Origin of the sequence: Actinosynnema sp. NPDC023658 (assembly GCF_040639995.1) — a bacterium.
Taxonomy (GTDB): Bacteria; Actinomycetota; Actinomycetes; order Mycobacteriales; family Pseudonocardiaceae; genus Actinosynnema.
The window spans coordinates 4,409-6,263 of sequence record NZ_JBFAAX010000339.1; the positions used below are offsets into that span (position 1 = coordinate 4,409).

General features: G+C 75.1%; 2 protein-coding genes. One reads left to right on the forward strand and one right to left on the reverse strand.

All coding sequences use genetic code 11. The annotated features are described in order from the left end of the window. Window positions 1-799 (reverse strand): LysR substrate-binding domain-containing protein (locus tag AB0G02_RS25810; protein ID WP_360798260.1); only part of this gene is annotated, 799 nt, incomplete at its 3' end. Window positions 800-892: 93 nt separating this feature from the next. Between AB0G02_RS25810 and AB0G02_RS25815 the strand changes: the two genes are divergently transcribed. Further along, the gene (locus tag AB0G02_RS25815) at window positions 893-1,837 is read left to right on the forward strand and encodes an MBL fold metallo-hydrolase (protein WP_360798262.1); all 945 of its coding nucleotides are present in this window, start codon (window positions 893-895) and stop codon (window positions 1,835-1,837) included. Window positions 1,838-1,855: the final 18 nt, after the last annotated feature.

The following is a 1,855-nucleotide window of genomic DNA, read 5'->3' on the forward strand; positions in this document are numbered from 1 at the left end:
GCCCGGAGCGACCGGGCCCCGGCGCCCCGCCCCACCCCGGCGACACCGCGTCCGGCGGCGGCGCGACACCGTCGTGCAGCGCCACCGCGCCGCCCGCCAGCACCAGGCCGAGCGCGAACTCCGGGTTGCCCGCCTGGTGCACCTCGGCGGGGGTGTAGCCGTGCCGGGCGCACGTGGTCAGCACCTCGTCGTGCAACGCGGGCGCGGTGGCGCGCGGGAACAGCACCAGCGCCAGTCCGCCCAGGTCGGCCAGCCGCACGTCCTCGGCGGCGGTCAGCGGGTGGCCGCGCGGCAGCAGCACGCCCAGCGGGCTGGTCAGCACCGGCCCCAGGCTGAGCCACGACCCGTCGAACGGGAACCGCAGCACGCCGACGTCCAGGGTCCGGTCGGCCAACGCGCGCAACTGCTCGGCGGTGCCGATCTCCCGCAGCTTCAGCTCGACCGGGCTGCGCCCGCGGAACGCGGGCAGCAACGCCGCCACCGCCCTCCCACCCAGGTCCGGCGGCACGCCCGCGCGCAGCGACCCGGCCGCGCCGTTGCGGAACCGCCCGGCCAGCGCGCGCAACCGGTCCTCGCCCGCCAGCAGGTCCCGGGCCTCGGTGAGGAGCTGCCGACCGGCGTCGGTGAGCAGCACGTGCCGGGCGTCGCGGTCGAACAGCCGCACGCCGAGCTCCCGCTCCAGCCGCTGGATGCTCTGCGACAGCGGCGGCTGGGACATGTGCAGGCGGGCCGCGGCGCGGCCGAAGTGCAGCTCCTCGGCCACCGCCAGGAAGTGCCGCAGGTGCCGCAACAGGTCCACGAGCAGCGATGATAGCCGTACGCGTATCGCAACCGTGGTGATATCAGACTTGGACACGTGCCCGGTGGCGCTGGTGTTGTGGTGGGCATGTGCGTGAACAGGCGACAGGTGTTGATCGGGTCGGCGGCCGCCGCGGTGGCGGGCGTGGGGCTGTCGGGTGCGACCGGGGTGGCGTCCGCCGCCGAGCCCGCACCCACCGGGGGCCGCAGCGGGGTGGGTCTGCGCTGGCTGGGAGTCGCGGGGTGGGAGCTGCTGGTCGACGGCAGGCGGGTGCTGATCGACCCGTACCTGAGCCGGCTGCCGGTGTTCGACGCCGGGGGCGGGGTCATCGCGGACTACCCGCTGGAGGTGCGCGAGGACCTGGTGGACCGGCACCTGGGGGAGCGGCCGGAGCTGGTGCTGGCCACCCACGGGCACTACGACCACCTGCTGGAGATCCCGTACGTGGTCGCGAAGCACGGGTCGAAGGTCATCGGCACGGAGACCCACCGGCACCTGCTGACGGCGCAGGGCGTCCCGGGCGACGACGTCATCGTGGCGTCCGGCGGCGAGCACCTGGACTTCCACGGCTTCACCGTGCAGGTGTTCCGCAGCCTGCACAGCCAGTTCGGCGGGTACGGGTACTTCGCGCCGGGCACCCTGACCGCGCCGCCGCCGCGCCCGGAGACGATCAGCGACCTGGTGGAGGGCGGCTCGCTGGCGTACCTGATCACCCTGCGCGGCTTCTCGGTGCTGTTCCTGTCGGGCACGGCGAACTACGTCGAGCGCGAGATCGCGGGCCTGCGGCCGGACGTCCTCGTGCTCGGGATGAGCGGTCACGCGAACGTGCACGACTACACCGCGCGGGCCCTGCGGGCGACCCGGCCGAAGCTGCTGGTCCCCAGCCACCACGACGACATGGTGACCCAGCTGGACGACCCCGCGCTGCCGGTGCGCGGCAACCCCGCCGCGGCGGCCGAGCTGGCGGAGACGGCGCGGCGGATCGGCCTCGCGGCCCGCGTGCTCGACCCCGAGGTCCTGCGCTGGTACGAGCTGTAGGCGGCACGCGGGCAGGTC